This is a genomic window from Nautilia profundicola AmH (assembly GCF_000021725.1).
Taxonomy (GTDB): domain Bacteria; phylum Campylobacterota; class Campylobacteria; order Campylobacterales; family Nautiliaceae; genus Nautilia; species Nautilia profundicola.
This window is the reverse complement of the sequence record NC_012115.1, coordinates 1,525,001-1,544,892: the sequence shown is the minus strand read 5'-3', so window position 1 is coordinate 1,544,892 and position 19,892 is coordinate 1,525,001. Positions and strand designations below refer to the sequence as shown.

30 protein-coding genes (1 of these 30 cut by a window edge) are annotated in these 19,892 nt (G+C 35.4%); all 30 read left to right on the top strand.

Annotated elements, in window-relative coordinates:
• Window positions 1-53 precede the first annotated feature (53 nt).
• Entirely contained in the window at window positions 54-1,178 is a 1,125-nt protein-coding gene (locus NAMH_RS08120; RefSeq protein WP_015902828.1) for an HlyD family secretion protein, read from the top strand.
• A gap of 29 nt (window positions 1,179-1,207) precedes the next feature.
• The gene (locus tag NAMH_RS08115) at window positions 1,208-1,561 is read left to right on the top strand and encodes a four helix bundle protein (RefSeq protein ID WP_015902399.1); all 354 of its coding nucleotides are present in this window, start codon (window positions 1,208-1,210) and stop codon (window positions 1,559-1,561) included.
• Complete coding sequence (locus NAMH_RS08110; RefSeq protein WP_012663783.1) at window positions 1,548-3,056, top strand: DHA2 family efflux MFS transporter permease subunit; 1,509 nt, start codon at window positions 1,548-1,550, stop codon at window positions 3,054-3,056. The genes NAMH_RS08115 and NAMH_RS08110 overlap by 14 nt, the downstream gene beginning before the upstream one ends.
• The gene (locus NAMH_RS08105; protein WP_015901988.1) at window positions 3,046-4,353 is read left to right on the top strand and encodes a TolC family protein; all 1,308 of its coding nucleotides are present in this window, start codon (window positions 3,046-3,048) and stop codon (window positions 4,351-4,353) included. Before NAMH_RS08110 ends, NAMH_RS08105 begins: the two co-directional genes overlap by 11 nt.
• A complete protein-coding gene (locus tag NAMH_RS08100) occupies window positions 4,343-5,452 on the top strand; it encodes an HlyD family secretion protein (protein WP_012663538.1) in 1,110 nt (369 codons plus the stop codon). Before NAMH_RS08105 ends, NAMH_RS08100 begins: the two co-directional genes overlap by 11 nt.
• Before the next feature lie 173 nt (window positions 5,453-5,625).
• Window positions 5,626-7,230, top strand: coding sequence for an ATP-binding cassette domain-containing protein (locus NAMH_RS08095; RefSeq protein ID WP_012663908.1), 1,605 nt, complete (start codon window positions 5,626-5,628; stop codon window positions 7,228-7,230).
• A complete protein-coding gene (locus NAMH_RS08090) occupies window positions 7,220-8,323 on the top strand; it encodes an ABC transporter permease (RefSeq protein ID WP_015902724.1) in 1,104 nt (367 codons plus the stop codon). The genes NAMH_RS08095 and NAMH_RS08090 overlap by 11 nt, the downstream gene beginning before the upstream one ends.
• Window positions 8,320-9,399 carry an ABC transporter permease gene (locus tag NAMH_RS08085; RefSeq protein ID WP_012663695.1) on the top strand — a complete coding sequence of 360 codons (1,080 nt, stop codon included), beginning with the start codon at window positions 8,320-8,322 and terminating at the stop codon, window positions 9,397-9,399. Before NAMH_RS08090 ends, NAMH_RS08085 begins: the two co-directional genes overlap by 4 nt.
• Window positions 9,400-9,577: 178 nt before the next feature.
• Window positions 9,578-10,246 (top strand): LOG family protein, encoded by a 669-nt coding sequence (locus NAMH_RS08080; RefSeq protein ID WP_015902322.1) that lies wholly within the window; start codon window positions 9,578-9,580, stop codon window positions 10,244-10,246.
• Between the two features lie 121 nt (window positions 10,247-10,367).
• Window positions 10,368-10,676 (top strand): 30S ribosomal protein S10, encoded by a 309-nt coding sequence (gene rpsJ / locus NAMH_RS08075; protein WP_012663777.1) that lies wholly within the window; start codon window positions 10,368-10,370, stop codon window positions 10,674-10,676.
• Between the two features lie 10 nt (window positions 10,677-10,686).
• Window positions 10,687-11,262, top strand: coding sequence for a 50S ribosomal protein L3 (gene rplC, locus NAMH_RS08070; protein ID WP_015902270.1), 576 nt, complete (start codon window positions 10,687-10,689; stop codon window positions 11,260-11,262).
• A complete protein-coding gene (rplD, locus tag NAMH_RS08065; RefSeq protein WP_012663556.1) occupies window positions 11,259-11,840 on the top strand; it encodes a 50S ribosomal protein L4 in 582 nt (193 codons plus the stop codon). The genes rplC and rplD overlap by 4 nt, the downstream gene beginning before the upstream one ends.
• A 3-nt stretch (window positions 11,841-11,843) precedes the next feature.
• A complete protein-coding gene (locus NAMH_RS08060) occupies window positions 11,844-12,125 on the top strand; it encodes a 50S ribosomal protein L23 (RefSeq protein WP_012663812.1) in 282 nt (93 codons plus the stop codon).
• A gap of 9 nt (window positions 12,126-12,134) precedes the next feature.
• A complete protein-coding gene (gene rplB, locus NAMH_RS08055) occupies window positions 12,135-12,959 on the top strand; it encodes a 50S ribosomal protein L2 (protein WP_012663979.1) in 825 nt (274 codons plus the stop codon).
• Between the two features lie 9 nt (window positions 12,960-12,968).
• On the top strand, window positions 12,969-13,250 hold the full coding sequence (gene rpsS / locus NAMH_RS08050; RefSeq protein WP_015902442.1) for a 30S ribosomal protein S19: 282 nt from the start codon (window positions 12,969-12,971) through the stop codon (window positions 13,248-13,250).
• A 9-nt stretch (window positions 13,251-13,259) separates the two neighbouring features.
• Window positions 13,260-13,580 carry a 50S ribosomal protein L22 gene (gene rplV / locus NAMH_RS08045; RefSeq protein WP_012663770.1) on the top strand — a complete coding sequence of 107 codons (321 nt, stop codon included), beginning with the start codon at window positions 13,260-13,262 and terminating at the stop codon, window positions 13,578-13,580.
• Window positions 13,580-14,302, top strand: coding sequence for a 30S ribosomal protein S3 (gene rpsC / locus NAMH_RS08040; RefSeq protein ID WP_015902199.1), 723 nt, complete (start codon window positions 13,580-13,582; stop codon window positions 14,300-14,302). The genes rplV and rpsC overlap by 1 nt, the downstream gene beginning before the upstream one ends.
• Window positions 14,280-14,705: a 50S ribosomal protein L16 gene (rplP, locus tag NAMH_RS08035; RefSeq protein WP_015902787.1), complete on the top strand. Its 426-nt coding sequence runs from the start codon at window positions 14,280-14,282 to the stop codon at window positions 14,703-14,705. The genes rpsC and rplP overlap by 23 nt, the downstream gene beginning before the upstream one ends.
• Window positions 14,692-14,898: a 50S ribosomal protein L29 gene (rpmC, locus tag NAMH_RS08030; RefSeq protein WP_015902377.1), complete on the top strand. Its 207-nt coding sequence runs from the start codon at window positions 14,692-14,694 to the stop codon at window positions 14,896-14,898. Before rplP ends, rpmC begins: the two co-directional genes overlap by 14 nt.
• The gene (rpsQ, locus tag NAMH_RS08025; RefSeq protein ID WP_015902595.1) at window positions 14,898-15,143 is read left to right on the top strand and encodes a 30S ribosomal protein S17; all 246 of its coding nucleotides are present in this window, start codon (window positions 14,898-14,900) and stop codon (window positions 15,141-15,143) included. The genes rpmC and rpsQ overlap by 1 nt, the downstream gene beginning before the upstream one ends.
• A gap of 2 nt (window positions 15,144-15,145) precedes the next feature.
• Window positions 15,146-15,514, top strand: coding sequence for a 50S ribosomal protein L14 (rplN, locus tag NAMH_RS08020; RefSeq protein ID WP_015901868.1), 369 nt, complete (start codon window positions 15,146-15,148; stop codon window positions 15,512-15,514).
• Window positions 15,514-15,765 carry a 50S ribosomal protein L24 gene (gene rplX / locus NAMH_RS08015; RefSeq protein WP_015902830.1) on the top strand — a complete coding sequence of 84 codons (252 nt, stop codon included), beginning with the start codon at window positions 15,514-15,516 and terminating at the stop codon, window positions 15,763-15,765. Before rplN ends, rplX begins: the two co-directional genes overlap by 1 nt.
• Before the next feature lie 4 nt (window positions 15,766-15,769).
• A complete protein-coding gene (gene rplE / locus NAMH_RS08010; RefSeq protein ID WP_015901980.1) occupies window positions 15,770-16,315 on the top strand; it encodes a 50S ribosomal protein L5 in 546 nt (181 codons plus the stop codon).
• Window position 16,316: 1 nt separating this feature from the next.
• A complete protein-coding gene (locus NAMH_RS08005; RefSeq protein ID WP_007475795.1) occupies window positions 16,317-16,502 on the top strand; it encodes a type Z 30S ribosomal protein S14 in 186 nt (61 codons plus the stop codon).
• A 12-nt stretch (window positions 16,503-16,514) separates the two neighbouring features.
• Window positions 16,515-16,910 (top strand): 30S ribosomal protein S8, encoded by a 396-nt coding sequence (rpsH, locus tag NAMH_RS08000; RefSeq protein WP_012663909.1) that lies wholly within the window; start codon window positions 16,515-16,517, stop codon window positions 16,908-16,910.
• A gap of 11 nt (window positions 16,911-16,921) precedes the next feature.
• The gene (gene rplF, locus NAMH_RS07995; protein ID WP_012663485.1) at window positions 16,922-17,458 is read left to right on the top strand and encodes a 50S ribosomal protein L6; all 537 of its coding nucleotides are present in this window, start codon (window positions 16,922-16,924) and stop codon (window positions 17,456-17,458) included.
• Window positions 17,459-17,467: 9 nt separating this feature from the next.
• Window positions 17,468-17,833 (top strand): 50S ribosomal protein L18, encoded by a 366-nt coding sequence (gene rplR / locus NAMH_RS07990; RefSeq protein ID WP_015902396.1) that lies wholly within the window; start codon window positions 17,468-17,470, stop codon window positions 17,831-17,833.
• A 16-nt stretch (window positions 17,834-17,849) separates the two neighbouring features.
• Window positions 17,850-18,326 (top strand): 30S ribosomal protein S5, encoded by a 477-nt coding sequence (gene rpsE / locus NAMH_RS07985; protein WP_012663650.1) that lies wholly within the window; start codon window positions 17,850-17,852, stop codon window positions 18,324-18,326.
• A gap of 2 nt (window positions 18,327-18,328) precedes the next feature.
• On the top strand, window positions 18,329-18,721 hold the full coding sequence (gene rplO / locus NAMH_RS07980; RefSeq protein WP_015902690.1) for a 50S ribosomal protein L15: 393 nt from the start codon (window positions 18,329-18,331) through the stop codon (window positions 18,719-18,721).
• Between the two features lie 4 nt (window positions 18,722-18,725).
• Window positions 18,726-19,892, top strand: partial view of a preprotein translocase subunit SecY gene (secY, locus tag NAMH_RS07975; protein WP_015901812.1) — the 5' portion only. The gene runs 93 nt beyond the window's last position; 1,167 of the gene's 1,260 nt are visible here — the first part of the coding sequence; it begins with the start codon at window positions 18,726-18,728; its stop codon lies off the right edge, out of view.

Genomic DNA, 19,892 nt, shown 5'->3' with positions numbered 1-19,892 from the left:
CATATCAACTTTTCTCTGCTAAAATATCTCTAAATTACTCAAAAAGGTTGTTGATGAAAAAGAAAATAGCTCTTATTACATTTATTGCACTGATACTTCTCGGAGTATACGGATTATATAAATATATTGTATTTAATAAAAACTATGCCGAAAGTAACGCGGTATTTGTAAAATCTGACTCTTTAACGTTTTTATCTTTTAAACTGCCTGGTAAAATTGAAAAGATTTATGTAAAAGAAGGAGAGAATGTCAAAAAAGGCGAACTTCTTGCAAAACTTGAAACAAAAGAGCTTGAAATACAAAAAAAAGAACTTCTTGCAAACATAAAGGCTCTTGAAGATAAAATAAAAGCCACAGTAATTCAAAAGAATAAACTCTCAAGCGACATAGACACAAACCTGAAACTTCTGAATAATGAAAAATTAAAACTTCAAAAAAACATTGAAGCCATGGCTTTTGCGATAGACGCAATGAGATACAAACTTGATAAACTTAAAAACGATTATAAAAAGTTTCAAAAGCTCTACAAACAGGGAAAAATCTCCAAAGAAAAATATGACAGTGTAAAAGTGGCTTACTATTCACTTAAAGATCAGATAAGCTCACAGGAGAGAAAATTCGACGCACTCCAGCTTGAGAATAATACTCTGGAATTGAAAATAAAACTTGCGCTTAACAATAAAAAAGAGATCCAAAGACTGCAAAAATCAATAGAAGCTCAACAAAACCAGCTAAAAGGCTTAAATGAAAAACTGGCTTTAATAAACACTAATATTCAAAATTCATATATTTATTCACCTATAAACGGAAGGGTTGCTAAAAAATTTGCAAATGACAATGAAGTTCTTGATGCCGGTATGAAAGTTCTAAGCGTTGTAAATCCGAAAGATCTGTATGTGTTGGATCTTTTGGAAGAGACTAAAATGAAAGGTATCAAACCCGGATGTAAGGTAAAAATCCATATTGATGCACTTGATAAAGATTTTGACGGATATGTGAGCGAGATACTTCCTGCAAGCGCTGCAACGTTTGCTCTTGTTCCGAGAGACATAAGCAGCGGTGAATTTACAAAATTGGCGCAGAGGTTTTATGTGAGAATTAAATTTGACAAAATCCCGGACGGTGTGCTTGTGGGAATGAGCGGAGAAGTTGAGATTGCAAGATGCAAACTCAACTAAATGGAAAATAATACAATGGAAAATGGAAAATGAATAAATATGAAAATAATTCGATAGTAAAAAAAAGTTATCAATTTGCGTTGAGAATTGTTAAATTATATAAATTTTTATCAAAAGAAAAAGAGTTTGTTTTATCGAAGCAGTTAATGAGAAGCGGAACCTCTATAGGGGCAAATATTACAGAAGCACAAGAAGCGATTTCTAAAAAAGACTTTAAAAACAAGATGTCGATTGCATTGAAAGAATCGGTTGAGAGTAGATATTGGATTAATTTACTAAAAGACAGTGAATATTTATCTGAAAAACAAGCAGAGAGTTTGCTTAATGATTTGGAAGAAATAATAAAAATCCTATCAAAGATTGTAAAAAATGCAAACACCTAAACTTTTCACTTTACATTTTTCATTGTTAATTCTGCTTGTAGTAGTGGGTGCTTTCATGGCCGTTCTCGACACAACCGTGGTGGATATTATCGTGCCTCGTCTTAAGGGGCCGCTTTCAACCGATATGTACGGTGTACAGTGGGTAATTACTGCTTATATGATAGCGGCGGCGGTGGGACTTTTGATAGTTGAATGGCTTATTAAAAAATTCGGAAACAAATGGATATATATCATATCCGTGGCGGTGTTTACGATTGCTTCGTTTTTATGCGGTATTGCAAATTCACTTTCGTTTATAATCGTTGCTCGTGTTATTCAGGGATTTGCGGAGGCGATGATTATGGTAACGGCCCAGGCAATGCTCTTTGGCTTTTTCCCGCCTGAAAAAAGAGGGATTGCCATGGGTATATTTGCCCTTGGAGTTGCCTTTGCACCGGCGATAGGTCCGACACTCGGAGGATATCTGACTGAATGGTTCAGCTGGAGGGCTGTATTTTTTGTAAATGTACCTATAGGTATAGTCCTTGTGATATTCGGCTCACTTTTACTACCTGACAGGGATGAAAGAAAAGAAGAAAAACTTAACTTCATCTCAGTTGCATTCCTGACGGTAGCAACGGTTGCTTTATTGATACTTCTCAGTAAAGGTCAGCAGTACGGGTGGTTTAATTCGCCGTTTATTGTGTATCTCGGGTTTATTACGTTTTTCGGGACCCTGTTTTTTATAATGAGTGAGTATTATTCCAAAGAGTCGCTTTTTGATTATACATTGTTTAAAAACCCTTACTATTCTCTGGGAATTTTGATTTATTTCGTTTTACTTGGCTTTTCGATGTATCAGTATTTTTATCTGATCCCGATGTTTTACGAGCATATCAAGGGGCTCAGTTCCATTCAGACTGGGCTCGGGGTTTTGGGATTCGGTATATGGATAGGTGTTTTCAGTATGATAGCAGGGGCTTTAAGTGATAAATTCTCTCCGGTGCCGGTACTGATTGTGGGGGCGATTATATATCTTATAAGTTCGTTTTTACTGTTTCCGAGCATCAATTATTATACGCCGTTTTGGGAAGCGGTATTAAAAACAATGCCTTTTGGAATTGCGATGGGGCTTTTCTTTGCGCCTATTACCGTGCTTGTGATGAATAATTCCAACGGAAAGATAGAGCAGGGCATCATGACTATGGATTATGTAAGGTTTATAGGTGGGAGTTTCGGAACCGCCATTGCCACAAACAATCTTGTTTTTTATTCAAATAAAGAATTCGACGGTATGGTCTCACTTCAAAATTATCATATTACATATGATTTCGTCTCGGCACTTGAAAATTTTTTGGGTAAAGCCGGAGTTGAAATATTCAGAATGCTTGAGGAGTTTATGAGCGCAAATTACGGGTTTAAATACGTATGGCTTGATGCAGGGTTTTGGGGACTCGTTGGGAGTCTGTTTGTTTTTATGTTACTATTAGTTAAAAGGAGAAAAAATGTTAGTTAAAAAAATAGTGATTATGAGTATTCCTTTTTTATTATTTGCTGAGTCTTTCAATGATATTAGGCTTAGTATCGAAAATTCATTAAAATATAAACTTGCCGAGCAAAAGGTGAAAATTTACGAACAAAAACTGAAATCCGCAAAGGCCAAGAACTTCGGAAGTCTCGATTTGGAATATAATGCGGTGCATTTTTTCAAACAGCCTGTTATGAAACTCACAACAACCCAGCCTGTTGCGGTGGCAAGCGACGGTGTTCATCTTGTTTATCAGACGTTTAACAGCGAACTTCCTATGAGTGACAAAAACCATTTTATAGGTGAAATTTCATTTTCATATCCTTTATTTACAGGTTTTGCTCTCAGTAACTTAATAGAAAAATCAAAACTCGAACTTATAAAAGAAAAACTGAACCTTCAAAACGTAAAAAGAGAGCTTTTGCTTACTTCAGCCGAACTTTACAGCAATATATACGCTCTAAAGCATCAGATAATGGCGCTTGAGTCGGCTAAAAAAGCACTATTAAGCGCAAAAGACAAAGCCGAAGCCCTGTATAACGAAGGGCTTATTAACAGATCGTCACTTGATGAAATAAATGCAAAATACTATGAGGTAATAGCGGATATCAAAAACATAAACTCACAAAAAAACTCATTGCTTCAGACTCTGAGCTATCTTATTAATAAACCCGTAAAAGAGATTGACGGTATAATTGATCTGAACAGACTGAACTTCAAACCCGATTTCAACAAAAGACCAGATGTAAAAGCCATAAAAGAAACACTTAAAATTTCGGGCGAGGACATTAAACTTGCAAAATCAAGTTATTATCCTCAGGTGGGACTTCAGATAGGTTTGAAAAGAGAAGCGGATAATTTGGGGCTTAGCGATAACGATTATCAAAACATAGATAAATCATACGTGGCTATTGGAATTAAATACAATATATTCAACGGAGGCGAAACCAAAGCAAAGGTTCAGATGGCTAAAATAGCCAAACTCAGCAGAGCTATATTCCTTAAAGATTATCTGAATAAAATAAAAACCGATTATGAAAACGATCTGAATACTTACAATGCACTTTTTTACAGATTAAAAGCCGCTCAGCAGGAGATTAAAGCCAGAAAAAGCTATTATGAATACATAAAAGCTAAATTTGACGAGGGGCTTGCGGACAGCAGCGATTTAAACAGTGTAATCGCCAAACTCGCCGAAGCAAAAGCCAAAAGAGACGCAATTAAAGCCAAAATATTCTTATTAAATGTAAAACTTAAACTAAACGGAGGCGAATATGAGTTTTAAAAAAATAGTCCCGGTAATTATTATAGCCCTGCTTGTTGTAGCGGGGTATTTTATATATGTAAAACTGAATCCAAAAGAAGTGCCTCCTTATCTGGTCGAAGCGGTAGGTAGGATAGATGCGGATGTCGTAAACCTGAATACAAAATATCCGGGAAGAGTAGTGAAACTAAACGTTGATACCGGAGATGAGGTACAAAAAGGTGAAGTTATAGCCAAACTGAATTCAAAAGAGTTTCAGGAAAAACTAAACGCCCTAAACGAACAGATAAAAGCAAAAACAAATGAGTTTAAAGCCCTGAAATCCAAAATTGAAAACACAATAAAAAAAGCGGAGCTTAACATAAAAGCCAAAACAGCGGAAATCAACGCTCTAAATGCGCAGATCGACGCACTTCAAAAAGTGATAAACCAGGATGTAAAAGATGAAAAAAGACTCTCTTCACTCGTAAAAAGAAACCTCGCAAAAGAGCATGAGCTTGAAATGGCACGTCTTAAAACCCAAACCGACAAAGATAAGTTAAAAGGCTTGCTTGCCAAAAAAGAAGCGTTAAAATCAGCGCTTGAAGCGGCTAAAAAAGATCTAAACATAGCACTTTCACAGCAGAATAACTTAAAAGCATTTGAGCATTCCATTAAAGCTCTTGAGCACAACAGGGACGAACTGCAGACAATGATAGATGAAATGACTCTGAAATCTCCTGTAAACGGATTTGTGGATACGAAAATAGCTAACACCGGAGAAGTTATAGGTGCGGGGATGCCTGTGGTATCGATAATAGACAACAGTTCTTTTTATCTGAAAATATATGTGGATGAAATCACAAATGGCAAAATCAAACTTGGAGACAAAGCGGAAATTTTCCTTGATTCTTTTCCTGATAAGCCAATCAAAGCTGAGGTTGTAAAAATAGCAAAAAGAGCTGAATTTACACCAAAAGAGGTAGCTGTCAGAAGCGACAGAATTACAAGGGTTTATGAGGTTCACTTAAAGCCTGTGGAGCCTAACAAATACTTGAAACTCGGTCTTCCGGCCACTGGTGTGGTGCTTATAGGAAACGGAAGTCTGCCTAAATCGCTTGATGAACTGCCGGAACTTTAATTGAGAATGGAGAATTGAGAATGGAGAATGGAGAATTTAAAAAAGGGGTCCCCGGAAAATCGAAAGATTTTTTGGGGCATAGAAAAAAGTGAAAAGTTAAAAATGAAAAGTGAAAAATTAGATAAATACACTGTTCACTGTTCATTTATTACTGCAAACTCACAGGATGTGAAGTGTTAGCAGTAAAAAACATCACGGTAAAGTACAAAGAAAAAGTAGCGGCTAAAAACATAAATTTTGAAGTAAAAGAAGGGGAGATTGTCGGTCTTATCGGAGCGGACGGTGCCGGGAAAAGTTCAACACTTCATGCAATAGCGGGAGTTAAAGGTTTTGAAGGCGAAATAGAATATAATGGGTATAAATACCATTCACCCAAAGAAGCGGAAAAAATAAAAGACAGACTCTCCCTGATGCCTCAGGGGCTCGGGCTTGTTTTATACGATCTTTTGAGTGTAAGGGAGCATTTTGATTTTTTTAGAGGTCTTAGGGGTATAAAAAAAGACCCGGAGTACGAAAAAAGACTGCTTAAAATGGCAGGACTGTATGAGTTTCAGGATAGACTGGCAGGAAATCTTAGCGGAGGTATGAGGCAAAAACTCTCACTTATTCTTGCACTTCTTCACAGACCGCAGCTTCTTATTTTAGATGAGCCGACAACCGGAGTCGACCCTATAAGCAGGCGGGAGCTTTGGGATATTGTAGACAATGAAAGAAAAGAAAACGGAATAATCGCGCTTATTTCAACCGCTTATATGCAAGAAGCCGCTTTGATGGATAAAATTATGCTTTTTGATGAAGGCGAGATTATTGCAAAAGGTACAAACGAAGAACTTATCCAAAGCATTAAAGACTACACATACGAAGGTGAAATTGAGTGTGATGAATGTATGAGTTTTGCAGGCAAAACGTATTCATTAAAAGATCTAAACCTTAAAAAAACAACGCCGACTCTTGAAGGGCTGTTTTTCGTAAACGCTCTTAGAAAAAACAGAAAAATGCCTAAAATAAAACTTGAACAAAAGCATACAGATACTCCCGAAACTGTTGTAAAAGCCGTAGGATTAACTAAAAAATTTGGTAATTTCATTGCCGACGATCATATCGATCTGGAGCTTAAAAAAGGTGAAATTTTAGGTCTTCTCGGGGCAAACGGTGCAGGTAAAACCACGTTTATGAAAATGCTTCTCGGGCTTTACCCTATAGATGAGGGTGAACTCTATTTATTGGGTGAGAAAATAAACTCATATAAAGACAGGATTAAACTCAAAAGCAAAATCGGTTACGTGTCTCAAAGGTTTGCACTGTATGATGATTTGACTATTTATGAAAACATAAGGTATTTCGGCAAAATGCACGGGCTGACTTCCGAAGAGATTGAAAAAAAAGCCGAATTTTTTTCAAACCTCCTTGATTTTAAAGACTATCTAAATTTCTTTCCGACAGACGTACCGCTTGGAATAAATCAGAGGTTTTCTGTTGCGGTCGCTCTGCTTCATGATCCTGTTGTTCTCTTTTTGGATGAGCCTACAAGCGGGGTTGATACGATAGCGAGGGCGAGTTTTTGGAAGTTTATGAGGGAACTCAAGGAAAAATGGCAGATTTCAATATTAATCACCACGCATTATATGAGTGAGGCGGAATACTGTGACAGGGTTGTGGTACTTAAAAGAGGTAAAAAAATACTTGATGATACGATGTCAAACATTCATAAAAATTATCCCGGTATGAGTTTTGAAGATGTGTTTATCAAACTGGTAGGAAACAACAATGAGGATTAGTGTAATAAAAGCGTATCTAAAAAAAGAGTTTTTGGATTTAATACGTTCAAAGATGATTATTTTAGTCTATTTTATGCCGACACTCATAATTTTTCTTTTCGGTTATGGGCTGAAACTTGAAATCACACACGCAAGAACGGTAATTATCGACAGGGACAATACAAAATTAAGCACCGAAATAGTCAATAAATTTGAACATTCCAAATATTTTGATACGAAACTTATGTCTATTGACGATAACGATGCCCTGGATTTGATCAAGAAAAACAAAATAGATCTTTTCATCGTAATCCCAAGCGGATTTACACGAAGTCTTCTGCATCGAAATCCTGCCGAAATCGGTGTCTATATTGACGGCTCGTTTCCTTTGAGAGCCACAACGCTTGAGGGTTATGTGCAAGGAATGTTTGTAAATATACTTGCCAAAAACGGAATAAAAGAGCCGATAAGAGTCAACCAGAGAAATTTGTTTAATGAATCTTTACGGGATGAAAACGCTATTATTCCCGGTATCATCGGTTTGACTCTGCTGCTGGCACCTTCTATCCTTGCGGCACTTATGATTGTAAAAGAAAAAGAAATCGGAACGATTTTTAACTTTTATTCATCTCCTATCACAAAAGGGGAGTTTTTAATCTCAAAACTTGTACCTCCTTTTTTACTGCATTCTGTTAATATTTATATACTTTTTTTGTGGGCCGTTTATTATTTTGATGTACCTTTTAAAGGCAGTTTTTTACTGTATGTGATAGCCAGTGAAATATACGTAATGGTAAGTGTCGGAATAGGGCTTTTGGTTTCGGCGATTACCAAAACCCAGGTAAGTGCGCTTGTATTGAGTATTATCATCACCGTAATTCCAGGGTTTTTGTATTCGGGGATTATGATGCCTATAACGTCTATGGATAAGTTTAGTTTAATAGAAGCACATCTGTTTCCGATAATGTATTACAATCATATCGTTTATGATACGTTTTTGGTGGGGGAAGGGTTTAATTCTATGATCAATCTTTTATATCTCGGTATTTTGCTTGTTTATGCGTTTGCTTTGCTTTTTATAGGCAGTCTGTTTATAAAAAAGGCTTTTAAATGAGAGCGTTTAAAGCGATATTTTTAAAAGAAATTTTAACGTTTTTAAGAAACGTGGGATTGGTGTTTTTTATTTTGTATGCGTTTACGCTTGAAGTTTATACAGCCGGGAACGGTATCAAAATCAAGCCTCAGCATGTGAGTATAGGATACGTAAACTACAGCGGGAAAAAACTTCCGGATGAAATACTTAGTCATTTTCATTATCCCGAGTTTGAAAATCCGAAAGTGTTTTTAAGTGAAAAAGATCTTAAAAAAGCGATTTTTGATAAAAAAATAATGGTGGGGCTTATATTTGATTCCGATTTTACGAAAAACTATTATAAAAACAAAACTACCACGATAAATGTACTTGTTGATGCCACGGCTTCCGCCCAGGCGCAGGTTACTCTTATATATTTAAACCAGATACTTTTGCGGCTTAGTAACCAAAAAAGTCCGGTTGATTTCAGAATACATAAACTTTTCAATCAAAACTCAACCTCCACATGGTTTATGGGACTGACAGAGCTTATAAACGTCGTAACGATGTTGATACTTATACTTGTGTCGATTGTGTTTGTAAAGGAAAAAGAAAAAGGTACGTGGGATATTATGCTTTTAATGCCTGTTGACGGTAAAGTGATTATTTTTGCAAAGGTGCTTTCCCAGATAGTGGTGGTAATGGCCGGGATTGTAATAAGTGTCGGAATTGTAATATTCGGAGTGTTTGATACGCCTATAAACGGTAATTTGTGGCTTTTTTTTGTTCTTAGTTTTATTTTCTCTTTTGCACTCGGTGGAATTGCCCTTGTGATAGCCGCATACAGCAAAAGCGTTATGCAGGTTGCACAGATTAGTATGCTTGTAATGCTGCCGTTACTCTTTTTAAGCGGTGCTTGGACGCCTATAACCTCCATGGCTCCGTTTTTACAGAAAATGACTCTTTTATCACCTGTTAGGTATTATATCCAAGGAAGCGAAGCGATATTTTTTAAAGGAACAAACTTTATAGATCTTTTACCGTATTTTACGGCTGAAACCGTAATTGCAATAGTGCTTTTTTATATCGGGTTCAGGAAAATAGGAAGACTGTTTTAGAATTGAGAATGGAGAATGGAGAATTGAAAAAAAGGTCCCAGAAAAATCAAAAGATTTTTTGGTACATATATAGAGTTGAAAAGGGAAAGTGAAAATGAAAATTATAATACAATAACAAATATACTAATACACTAATAACCAATGTACGTTTTTAGCATTTTACTATTAAAGGATTAACATGAGAGATATACAAAAAGAGTTTTTGGATAACAGAAACATAAATAAAGACGTTTGGAGAATTTTCAGGGTTATAAGTGATTTTACGGATGCGTTTGACGAGCTTGAGGATATACCGCCTGCAGTTTCCATATTCGGTAGTGCAAGAGAGAAGCCGGGGCACTATTATTATGAAAAAGCAACGGAAATTTCAAGAGGATTAAGTGATAAAGGGTATGCGATTATTACAGGCGGGGGACCCGGTATTATGGAAGCGGCTAATAAAGGTGCGAAAGTAAGTATCGGTTTAAATATCGAACTGCCTCATGAGCAACATATAAACCCGTACGTAAAGACATCATTGAAATTTAAATACTTCTTTACCAGAAAAGTTACCTTTTTAAAATACAGTGTGGCGACGGTAATGATGCCGGGAGGTTTCGGTACGCTTGATGAACTGAGCGAAGTGCTTACACTTGTACAGACAAAGAGAATGAGCCAGATTCCTATCGTTTTTTTCGGAAGTGAATTTTATAAACCGCTTTTGGATTTTTATGAAAAAATGCTCGAAATGAAATATATCTCTCCTGAAGACAAAAAATTATATTTGGTTACGGACGACGTGCAGGAAGTTGTTGATTATATTTCTCAAAACGCTCCAATTACGGAAATTCTGAAAAACAAACAATAGATCTTTTTCCTTTTTTTAAGGAAAAAATACTTCAAAATATCTTACATTTGACATTAAAATCTTTTATAATTTCAGTCCACAAAAGCGTGGAAAAACCACGAGATCTTTAAAAAGGAAGGCTATGGAGAAAATCAGAATCAAACTTCAAGCATATGACCATAGAGTGCTTGATAAAGCTGTTAGCATTATTACAGATGCTATTAAAAGAACTGGAGCGGAAGTAAAGGGACCAATTCCTCTACCTACAAAAATCAGAAGATATACGGTATTAAGATCACCTCACATTAACAAAGATTCAAGAGAGCAATTTGAAATCAGAATTCACAGAAGAATTGTTGATGTTGTGAACGCATCGCCTGAAACTGTTGATCAACTTATGAAGCTTGAGTTGGCACCAGAGGTTGATGTAGAAGTTAGGGCATTAAGTTAAGGAGAATTGAATGGAATTTATAGTTGAAAAAATAGGAATGAGTAGGACGGTAGGAATCCCAAGTATTCCGGTAACTTTATTAAAAGTAGTTCCGGCTAAAGTTTGTGAAATAAAAGATGACAAAGCGTTAGTTGCATACGCTAACGGTAAAAAGCTGAACAAAGCTATCGAAGGTATGCAGAAAAAATACGGACTTGACAAAGAGTTTAACAGATTCGTTGAACTTAAAGTTGCAAACACTGAACCTGGAGACCTAAGTATTGAACCACTTAAAGAAGCTAAAAAAGTAAAACTTACTTTCAAAAGTAAAGGTAGAGGTTTCCAAGGTGTTGTAAAAAGACACGGATTCGCAGGTGGACCTGGTGGACACGGTTCAAGATTTCACAGAGCACCGGGATCAATCGGTAACTGTGAGTGGCCTGGTAGAGTTATGCCTGGTAGAAAAATGCCTGGGCAGTACGGTAACAAAAACGTAACAGTAAACGCAGAAGTATTAGAGTACGATGAAAACATGGGCGTACTTGTAATTAAAGGAAGTGTTCCTGGAGCTAACGGAAGTTTAGGAAGAGTAAGGATTGTGAAATGAGTATAGAAGTAATCAAACAATTACCGGAAGATTTTCAAAACATCAATCCGCACAACCTTTATTTGTATGTAAAAGCATACCTTGCTAACCAAAGAGCTGGTACTGCGCATACAAAAACAAGAGGTGAAGTAAGCGGTGGTGGAAAAAAACCTTTCAGACAAAAAGGTCTAGGTAGAGCTAGACAAGGTTCAATCAGAGCACCTCAATTCGTTGGCGGTGGAGTTGCGCACGGGCCAAGAAACGAAAGAGACTGGTCACAAAAATTAAACAAAAAACAAAAAAGAGTTGCGCTTAAATACGCACTTAATGAAAAAGCTGAAAACGGAAAACTTTTCGTTGTAGACAGCATTAAAATCGAAAGCGGTAAAACAAAAGACGCGACTAAATGGCTAAAAGAAATCAACCAAAGAGATTACCTAATCGTTGTTGACGAAATGGATGAAAAAACATTTTTAGCATTTAGAAACATTCCAAACGTGTACATTATTACACCTGAAGAATTAAACGCTTATTATGCAAGTGTATTCCACAGCATTATTTTTGATAAAGCGGCTTACGAAAAAGTTATAAAGGGCTAAGCGATGGCGGATATTACAGATATTAAATCAATTGTGTATACAGAAAAAGCACTAAACCTTCAAGAGCAAGGTGTGCTTGTAGTTCAAACTACACCAAAAGTGACTAAAAATCAACTTAAAGAGATTTTTAAAGAGTATTTCGGAGTAACTCCGCTTAAAGTTAATTCACTTAGACAAAAAGGAAAAGTGAAAAGATTTAGAGGAATCGAAGGTAAAAGACCGGATTATAAAAAATTCTATGTTAAATTACCTGAAGATGCAAAACTTGAAAGCCTAAGTGTATAAGGATAGAAGATGGCAGTAAAGAGTTATAAACCATATACACCGTCAAGAAGATTTATGACAACACTTGATAACAGTGACATAACTTCAAAACCGACGGTAAAAAAATTATTAATTAAACTTCCTCAAAAAGCAGGAAGAAACAACCTTGGTAGAATTACATCAAGACACAGAGAAGCTGGTGCTAAAAAACTTTACAGAATTATCGATTTCAAAAGAAATAAATTCGGAGTACCTGGTAAAGTTGCAACAGTTGAGTACGATCCGTACAGAAACTGTAGAATTTGTCTTATCAGCTATGTTGACGGAGACAAAAGATACATTATTCAACCTGAAGGTTTAAAAGTAGGTGATACTGTTATGGCGGCTGAAGCCGGACTTGACATTAAACCTGGTAACGCAATGAAACTTAAAAATATCCCTGTTGGTACTGTGGTACACAACGTTGAAATGAAACCTGGTAAAGGCGGACAAATTGCAAGAAGTGCCGGAAACAGCTGCCAAATCATGGGTAGAGAAGGTAAATACGTAATTCTTAGATTACCAAGCGGTGAGATGAGATATATTCTTGGTGAATGTATGGCAACTATCGGTACAGTTGGTAATGCAGAATACCAAAACATTACTATCGGTAAAGCCGGTAGAAGCAGACACCTTGGTATCAGACCTCAAACAAGAGGTATCGCAATGAACCCGGTTGACCATCCACACGGTGGTGGTGAAGGTAGAAGTAAAGGTAACCATCCTGTTACACCTTGGGGTATGCCGACTAAAGGTTACAAAACAAGAAAGAAAAAACAATCTGATAAATATATCATCTCAAGAAGAAAGAAATAAGGATAGCTCATGGCTAGAAGTTTAAAAAAAGGTCCTTTTGTAGATGACCATTTAATGAAAAAAGTACTTAAAGCAAAAGAAGAAAAAAACCCAAAACCAATTAAAACTTGGTCAAGAAGAAGTACTATTACACCTGATATGATCGGTCTTACAATTAACGTACACAACGGAAGAGATTTCGTTCCTGTATATGTGACTGAAAGACACGTTGGATTTAAACTTGGTGAATTTGCACCTACCAGAACTTTTAGAGGACATAAAGGTTCTGTTCAAAAGAAAATTGGTAAGTAAGGATAGGTGATGAGTAAAGCAGTATTAAAATTTATAAGACTATCCCCAACTAAAGCAAGATTAATTGCTAAAGAAATTCAAGGTATGAATGCTGAAGAAGCACTTGCTAAATTAGAATTTATGCCGAATAAAGCGGCAAGAGTAATCGCTAAAGTTGTTGCAAGTGCAGTTGCAAACGGCGGATATGATGCAAACGAAGTAGTAATTACTTCTTGCAGAATCGACAGAGGTCCGTATCTAAAAAGATTCAGACCAAGAGCTAGAGGTATGGCGAGCAGAATCCAAAAACCTACAGCACACATTTTTGTAGAAGTTGAAAAGGAAAGCTAATGGGTCAAAAAACGAATCCAATCGGACTAAGACTAGGGATAAACAAAAACTGGAGAAGTAGATGGTTCATTAATTATAACACTATGCCTGAAAACGTATTAGGTGATTATGAATTAAGAAAATTCTTAAAGAAAAAACTTTACTATGCAGGTATCAGTGATATTATTATTGAAAGAACGGCTAAAAAAATCAGAATTACAATTTTCGCAGCTAAACCTGGTATTATCATCGGTAAAGGTGGTAGTGAAATAGAAGCTCTTAAAGCTGAACTTCAAAAAAGAATTGGTAATAAAGAATTAATTCTTAACATTAAAGAAGAAAGAAAACCACAGCTTTCAGCACAACTTGCAGCTGAAAATGTTGCTACTCAAATCGAAAGAAGGGTAGCATTCAGAAGAGCGATGAAAAAAGTTATTCAATCTGCACTTAAATCTGGTGCAAAAGGTATCAAAGTTCAGGTTGCCGGAAGACTTAACGGTGCTGAAATGGCAAGAACTGAATGGTATCTTGAGGGAAGAGTTCCTCTTCATACATTAAGAGCAAAAATTGATTACGGTTTTGCAGAAGCTTTAACTACATACGGAATTATCGGTGTTAAAGTTTGGATATTCAAAGGTGAAGTTCTTCAAAGAAAAATGAATTCAGACGATACAGCAACGCCTGAAAGAAAAGCTCCAAGAAGAAGAAAAGGACGCAGAAATGTTAATGCCAAAAAGAACTAAATATAGAAAACAGCAAAAAGGTAGAAACAGAGGTAAAGCCTATAGAGGTAGTACTCTGGCATTCGGTACTTACGGTCTTAAAGCCGTGGAACTTGGAAGAATCAACTCAAGACAAATTGAAGCTGGAAGGGTTGCACTTTCAAGAACTATGAAAAGAACAGGTAAAATTTGGATTAGAGTATTCCCAGACAAACCTCTAACTGCTAAACCTGTTGGAGTGAGAATGGGTAAAGGTAAAGGTAGTGTTGAAGAGTGGGTTATGAATATTAAACCTGGAAGAATTATTTTCGAAATCACTGGTGTAAATAATGAAACTGCCGTTAGGGCATTAACTCTTGCAGCTGCTAAATTACCATTTAAAACAAAAATTGTAAGCATGGAGAGTGAAAATGAGCTATACTAAATTAAACGTAGCGGAACTTGTTGAAAAGTCTGAAAAAGAGCTTCAAGATCTTTTAAAAGAGAAAAAAATGGAGCTTTTTGAAACAAGAATGAAATTAAAAACTATGCAGCTACAAGATACATCTCTTGTTAGAAAAATTAGAAAAGACATCGCAAGAATTAAAACTGCGATGAGAGCAAAAAGGGGTAACTAATGCCTAAAAGAATAATTACTGGAAAAGTTATCAAAAAAACTGGTGATAAAACAATCAACGTTTTAGTTGAAAGAAAAGTTTTACACCCAAAATATCATAAAATTGTAAAAAAATTCAAAAAATACCTTGTTCACGATGAAAACAACGAAGCAAATGTTGGCGATGTTGTAAGCGCAATTGAACACAGACCAATTTCTAAAAGAAAATCTTTCGTTCTTAAAGATATTCTTGAGAGAGGAGAATAAGAATGATTCAACCATTTACAAGATTAAAAGTTGCTGACAACAGCGGTGCTAAAGAAATTATGTGTATTAAAGTTTTGGGAGGGTCAAAAAGAAGATACGCTTCAGTAGGTGACATTATTGTCGCTTCTGTTAAAAAAGCCCTTCCAAACGGTAAAATTAAAAAAGGTCAAGTTGTAAAAGCGGTAATCGTTAGAACTAAAAAAGAAGTTCAAAGAGAAAACGGTTCATTAATAAGATTTGATGATAACGCAGCAGTTATCATTGATGCTAAAAAAGAGCCAATCGGAACTCGTATTTTCGGACCAATCGCAAGAGAAGTAAGATACGAAGGTTTCCAAAAAATTACATCACTTGCTCCGGAGGTGCTATAATGGGTGCGAGAAAAAACTTACCTCCTAAGTTCAAAATCAAAAAAGGCGATACTGTAAAAGTTATCGCGGGAGATGATAGAGGAAAAACTGGTGAAGTTTTAAAAGTACTTGTTAAAGATGAAAAAGTACTTGTTAAAGGTGTGAACGTTGTTAAAAAGGCTGTTAAGCCTACTGAGCAAAATCCAAAAGGTGGATTTGAATATATTGAAAAACCAATTCACATCTCAAATGTAAAAAAAGTAGAAGGCTGAGAAGATGTTTGAAGTACAAAAAAAATATAAAGACGAAGTTAGGGCAAAACTCGCTGAAGAGTTTGATATTAAAAACCCAATGCTAATTCCTAACATTGAAAAAATCGTTGTTAGTGCAGGTGTGGGTGAAGGAAGTAAAGATAAAAAATTCCTTCAAAGCGTTGCTGACACATTAACAATTATTACTGGACAAAAAGCAGTTATTACACCTGCTAAAAAATCAGTAGCAGGATTTAAAGTTAGAGAAGGTATGCCTGTAGGTGTTAAAGTAACACTTAGAGGTGAAATGATGTGGAACTTCCTTCAAAAACTGATCTCAATCGCATTACCGAGAGTGAGAGACTTTAAAGGTGTAAAAAGAGACGGTTTTGACGGAAGAGGTAATTTTAACTTCGGTTTAACTGAGCAATTAGTATTTACTGAAGTGGATTATGACTCTATCATTAGAGTTCACGGTATGAATATTAATATTTCCACAACAACTGAAGACGATAAACAAGCTGAAAGAATGCTTGAACTTATCGGATTCCCATTCACAAAAGGAAAGTAATATGGCAAAAAAAAGTATGATAGCTAAAGCTAAAAGAAAACCAAAATTCAAAGTTAGAGCATATACAAGATGCTCAATCTGTGGTAGAGTTCACTCTGTTTACAGAGATTTTGGTATTTGTAGAATCTGCCTGAGAAAAATGGCAAACGAGGGATTACTCCCTGGTGTTAAAAAAGCAAGTTGGTAAAAGGATGCCAAGATGATGAATGATATTATTGCAGACGGATTAACAAGAATTAGAAATGCCGCTATGAGAGGTTTAGAAGTGACTCAACTTAATCACTCTAAACTAATGGAAGCGGTACTTAAAGTATTTGAAGATAAAGGTTATATTGAAAGTTTTAAAGTAGTTGAAGATGGAAATAAAAAATTCATCAACGTTACTTTAAAATATGATGAAAACGGAAATTCTGTTATTAATGAAGTAAAAAAAGTATCTAAACCTGGTAGAAGGGTTTATAAAGGATACGAAGATATTAAAAGATTTAAAAATGGATACGGTACTTTAGTTGTATCAACAAATAAAGGCGTTTTACCTAACGATGAAGCTTACAAATTAAAAGTAGGCGGCGAAGTAATCTGTAGTATTTGGTAAGGAGATAATTTATGAGTAGAATAGGTAAACAACCCGTAAAGTTAGCTTCTGGCCTTGAAGCTAAACTTGAAGGGAATAAATTAATTATTAAAAAAGGCCAAGACGAAAAAGTTATTGACACTAAAGGTGTTGTAAAAGTTAATATCAACGGTGATGAATTAACTTTTGAACCAGTAGAAGAAACTAAATTCGCAAAAGCAATGTGGGGAACTGTAAGAGCTTTAGCTAACAATGCAGTTATCGGACTTACTCAAGGATTTGAAAAGAAACTTGAAATCAACGGTGTTGGTTATAGAGCACAAGTAAAAGGTAATATATTAGAATTACAACTTGGATATTCACACCCTATAAACTTTGAAATTCCAAAAGGAATTACTATTACAGTTGAAAAAAATATTATTACTGTAAAAGGTAGCGATAAACAACAAGTTGGTCAAGTTGCTTCAGAAATCAGAAGCTTTAGAAAACCTGAGCCTTACAAAGGTAAAGGTGTTAAATATGTTGATGAACATATTATCAGAAAAGCTGGTAAAACAGCTAAAAAATAAGGGTGAGAGATGAGAAGAAGTAAAGCATTAGCTAAAAGAGACTTAAGAAGATTAAAAAGAAAAAGAAGAGTTAGAGGTAGAATCAGCGGAACTGCTGATATGCCGAGAGTAACTATTTATAAATCAAATAAATATATAGTTGTTCAAGCTATCGATGATGTTGCAGGTAACACATTGGCATTCTTAAATACAGCACATTTAGAAAATAAATTACCATCAAATATTAATGGTGCAAAAGAAGCGGCTAAAATTTTCGCTGAAAAATTAAAAGCTGCTAATATCGATTCTGTTAGATTTGACAGAAACGGTTATAAATATCACGGTGTAGTTGCAGCGTTTGCAGATACTCTTAGAGAAAATGGTATAAAACTTTAAAATAAAGGCAAGGCAAATGGCTAAAAAAGCTCAAGTAATTAGAGATTATAATAGAGAAGAATTTGAAGAAGTAGTTGTTAATATCGGAAGAATTACTAAAGTTGTTAAAGGTGGTAGAAGATTCAGATTTAACGCTTTAGTAGTTGTAGGAAACAAAAAAGGTATAGTTGGAATCGGAACTGGTAAAGCAAAAGAAGTTCCAGATGCAATTAAAAAAGCTATTGATGATGCATTTAAAAACTTGGTTGAAATTAACGGTATTCATGGTAATACAATTAATCATGACGTTCAAGCTAAATATAATGCATCTAAAATTTTACTTAAACCGGCAAGTGAGGGTACAGGGCTGATCGCCGGTGGTGCGGTAAGACCGGTACTTGAACTTGTTGGTATTAAAGATATTCTTTCTAAATCATTAGGTTCAAACGAACCACACAACTTAGTTAGAGCTACTGTAGAAGCTCTAAAAATGATTAAAAGCAAAAAGGCGTAATCATGGCGTTAAATAATTTAAAACCGGCATGCGGTTCTACTCATAAAACTAAAAGAGTAGGACGTGGAGCAGGTTCAGGATATGGAAAAACTTCTACAAGAGGACAAAAAGGTCAAAAATCAAGAACTGGTTACTCTAAAAAAAGAGGTTTTGAGGGTGGACAACAACCACTTCAAAGAAGATTACCAAAAGTTGGTTTTAAAAGTAGAGTTGTAAAACCTCAGGCTATTAACGTGGATAAATTCCCAGCAATAGTAGAACTTAGCGAAATTACAATGGAAGCATTAGCTAATATTGTAAAAATTAAAGCTAAAAAAGTTAAATTAATTGGAACTAAAGCTAAAGAGCTTAAAGATAAAATTAAAGATGCTAACATAACTACATCTGGAAAGTAAGGGTATGAATCCAATAGCAAAAAAAATCTTAATTACCCTTGGTTTCCTTCTCATCTACAGAGTACTTGCATATGTTCCGGTACCAGGGGTAAATATTGATGTAATTAAAGAATTTTTTTCCGGACATCAAAATGATGCATTAGGTTTACTTAATATGTTTAGTGGTAATGCTGTAAGTCGTATGAGTATTATTGCTCTTGGTGTAATGCCTTACATTACTGCGTCTATTATTATGGAATTACTGGCTGCAACATTCCCGAAACTCGGTGAAATGAAAAAAGACTCTCAAGGTTTTCAAAAATATATGCAAATTGTTAAATATTCTACTGTTGCAATTGCGTTTGTGCAGGCGATAGGAATTGCGATTGGTCTTACTTCCATGACAGGGAAAATGGGTGAATCCGCAGTTATGATAGATACTTCTACATTTGTTATATTAACCGCTTTTTCTATGATGGGTGGTACAATGCTTCTTGTGTGGATTGGTGAACAAATCACAGAAAGAGGTGTAGGTAACGGTATTAGTTTAATTATCTTTGCCGGAATTGTAAGTGCTATTCCATCTGCAATAGTAGGTACACTAAATCTTGTAGATGTTGGAGAACTTTCTGTTATAGGTTTGATTTTTATATTATTTATAGTTGTGGCTACAATTGGATTTATTATATATGTAGAACTTGCTGAAAGAAGAATACCTATTTCTTATCAGAAAAAAGTGCTAATGCAAAATAGATTCAAAAGAGTTATGAATTATATACCTATTAAAGTGAATTTAAGTGGTGTTATTCCACCAATCTTTGCAAGTGCGATATTAATGTTTCCGCTTACAGTTTTAAGTGGAGTTACAAATCCACTGTTAGTACAAATTAGAGATTTATTAAACCCTAACGGTTACTTATATCATGTATTATTGTTTATTTTTGTAATTTTCTTTGCGTATTTTTATGCTTCGATTGTATTTAATGCAAAAGAAATTGCTGAAAATCTTAAAAAACAAGGTGGGTTTATTCCTGGTATAAGACCTGGTGAACAAACTGCTAAATTTTTAAATGAAGTTGCGAGTAGACTTACGTTTTGGGGTGCGCTTTATCTTGGAGCCATTACAGTAATGCCTTGGTTACTTGTAAAACTTATAGGAATTAATTTCTATTTCGGTGGTACAGCCGTACTT

Coding starts and splice junctions, on each gene's coding strand:
- NAMH_RS08120 (WP_015902828.1), top strand. CDS start 54: ATGAAAAAGAAAATAGCTCTTATTACATTTATTGCACTGATACTTCTC.
- NAMH_RS08115 (WP_015902399.1), top strand. CDS start 1,208: ATGAATAAATATGAAAATAATTCGATAGTAAAAAAAAGTTATCAATTT.
- NAMH_RS08110 (WP_012663783.1), top strand. CDS start 1,548: ATGCAAACACCTAAACTTTTCACTTTACATTTTTCATTGTTAATTCTG.
- NAMH_RS08105 (WP_015901988.1), top strand. CDS start 3,046: ATGTTAGTTAAAAAAATAGTGATTATGAGTATTCCTTTTTTATTATTT.
- NAMH_RS08100 (WP_012663538.1), top strand. CDS start 4,343: ATGAGTTTTAAAAAAATAGTCCCGGTAATTATTATAGCCCTGCTTGTT.
- NAMH_RS08090 (WP_015902724.1), top strand. CDS start 7,220: ATGAGGATTAGTGTAATAAAAGCGTATCTAAAAAAAGAGTTTTTGGAT.
- NAMH_RS08085 (WP_012663695.1), top strand. CDS start 8,320: ATGAGAGCGTTTAAAGCGATATTTTTAAAAGAAATTTTAACGTTTTTA.
- NAMH_RS08080 (WP_015902322.1), top strand. CDS start 9,578: ATGAGAGATATACAAAAAGAGTTTTTGGATAACAGAAACATAAATAAA.
- rpsJ (WP_012663777.1), top strand. CDS start 10,368: ATGGAGAAAATCAGAATCAAACTTCAAGCATATGACCATAGAGTGCTT.
- rplC (WP_015902270.1), top strand. CDS start 10,687: ATGGAATTTATAGTTGAAAAAATAGGAATGAGTAGGACGGTAGGAATC.
- rplD (WP_012663556.1), top strand. CDS start 11,259: ATGAGTATAGAAGTAATCAAACAATTACCGGAAGATTTTCAAAACATC.
- NAMH_RS08060 (WP_012663812.1), top strand. CDS start 11,844: ATGGCGGATATTACAGATATTAAATCAATTGTGTATACAGAAAAAGCA.
- rplB (WP_012663979.1), top strand. CDS start 12,135: ATGGCAGTAAAGAGTTATAAACCATATACACCGTCAAGAAGATTTATG.
- rpsS (WP_015902442.1), top strand. CDS start 12,969: ATGGCTAGAAGTTTAAAAAAAGGTCCTTTTGTAGATGACCATTTAATG.
- rplV (WP_012663770.1), top strand. CDS start 13,260: ATGAGTAAAGCAGTATTAAAATTTATAAGACTATCCCCAACTAAAGCA.
- rpsC (WP_015902199.1), top strand. CDS start 13,580: ATGGGTCAAAAAACGAATCCAATCGGACTAAGACTAGGGATAAACAAA.
- rplP (WP_015902787.1), top strand. CDS start 14,280: ATGTTAATGCCAAAAAGAACTAAATATAGAAAACAGCAAAAAGGTAGA.
- rpmC (WP_015902377.1), top strand. CDS start 14,692: ATGAGCTATACTAAATTAAACGTAGCGGAACTTGTTGAAAAGTCTGAA.
- rpsQ (WP_015902595.1), top strand. CDS start 14,898: ATGCCTAAAAGAATAATTACTGGAAAAGTTATCAAAAAAACTGGTGAT.
- rplN (WP_015901868.1), top strand. CDS start 15,146: ATGATTCAACCATTTACAAGATTAAAAGTTGCTGACAACAGCGGTGCT.
- rplX (WP_015902830.1), top strand. CDS start 15,514: ATGGGTGCGAGAAAAAACTTACCTCCTAAGTTCAAAATCAAAAAAGGC.
- rplE (WP_015901980.1), top strand. CDS start 15,770: ATGTTTGAAGTACAAAAAAAATATAAAGACGAAGTTAGGGCAAAACTC.
- NAMH_RS08005 (WP_007475795.1), top strand. CDS start 16,317: ATGGCAAAAAAAAGTATGATAGCTAAAGCTAAAAGAAAACCAAAATTC.
- rpsH (WP_012663909.1), top strand. CDS start 16,515: ATGATGAATGATATTATTGCAGACGGATTAACAAGAATTAGAAATGCC.
- rplF (WP_012663485.1), top strand. CDS start 16,922: ATGAGTAGAATAGGTAAACAACCCGTAAAGTTAGCTTCTGGCCTTGAA.
- rplR (WP_015902396.1), top strand. CDS start 17,468: ATGAGAAGAAGTAAAGCATTAGCTAAAAGAGACTTAAGAAGATTAAAA.
- rpsE (WP_012663650.1), top strand. CDS start 17,850: ATGGCTAAAAAAGCTCAAGTAATTAGAGATTATAATAGAGAAGAATTT.
- rplO (WP_015902690.1), top strand. CDS start 18,329: ATGGCGTTAAATAATTTAAAACCGGCATGCGGTTCTACTCATAAAACT.